This is a genomic window from Paenibacillus agaridevorans (genome assembly GCF_003112455.1).
Classification (GTDB): Bacteria; Bacillota; Bacilli; order Paenibacillales; family Paenibacillaceae; genus Pristimantibacillus; species Pristimantibacillus agaridevorans.
Genome location: NZ_BDQX01000438.1, coordinates 1 through 736 on the forward strand (window position 1 = coordinate 1; position 736 = coordinate 736).

The 736-nt window shown below is 68.1% G+C and carries 1 protein-coding gene and 1 pseudogene; both read right to left on the bottom strand.

Features of this window, described 5'->3' with window-relative positions; all coding sequences use genetic code 11:
- Positions 1-251: pseudogene (locus PAT3040_RS38265) on the bottom strand (BclA C-terminal domain-containing protein); the annotation flags it as partial.
- A 197-nt stretch (positions 252-448) separates the two neighbouring features.
- Positions 449-673, bottom strand: a complete 225-nt coding sequence (locus PAT3040_RS39640; RefSeq protein WP_219930349.1) for a hypothetical protein — start codon at positions 671-673, stop codon at positions 449-451.
- Positions 674-736: the final 63 nt, after the last annotated feature.

The following is a 736-nucleotide window of genomic DNA, read 5'->3' on the forward strand; positions in this document are numbered from 1 at the left end:
CCCCCAGCGCCTGCCGTTCCGGTTGCGCCCGTAGCCCCGTCAGCGCCCGTAGCCCCGTCAGCGCCAGTCGCTCCCGTCGCACCTGCAGCCCCGTCGGCGCCCGTCGGCCCGGTCGCACCTGTAGCTCCGGCTGCCCCCGTGGCACCGTTAGAGCCAGGGAGACCATTAGCGCCGGTAGGCCCGGCCGGACCGGTTGCACCTGTCGCTCCGATCGGTCCTTGTGGTCCCTGTGGTCCTTGAGGTCCAGCCACTCCTTGCGTCCCCTGAGGTCCAGCATTGCCTTGTGGCCCTTGAGGTCCGACAGGTCCCTGGAGTCCAATCTCACCGGTTGCTCCGGTTGCGCCCGTAGCCCCGGCATTCCCTTGTGGTCCTTGAACCCCTGGCACCCCTTGCCCGCCAACGGCCCCTGTCGCTCCGGTAGCGCCTGTCGGGCCTACAAGACCGACGCCTATCGGACCTTGTGGACCGACCGGCCCGGCATTGCCTTGCGGTCCTTGAGGACCTTGAGGACCTTGGGGTCCCTGAGGGCCAACGGCGCCTTGAGGTCCTTGAACACCTTGATCGCCTCGGAAACCTTGAGGACCTTGAGGGCCGACTGAGCCTTGTGCACCTTGAGGCCCTTGAGCTCCAATGGGTCCTTGTGAGCCTGTGGCTCCTGTGGCACCAGTTGCACCAGTTGCTCCAGTCGCGCCGGGAGGCCCCCCGGCTGCCCCAGCCGGGCCTACAGGGCCCATTG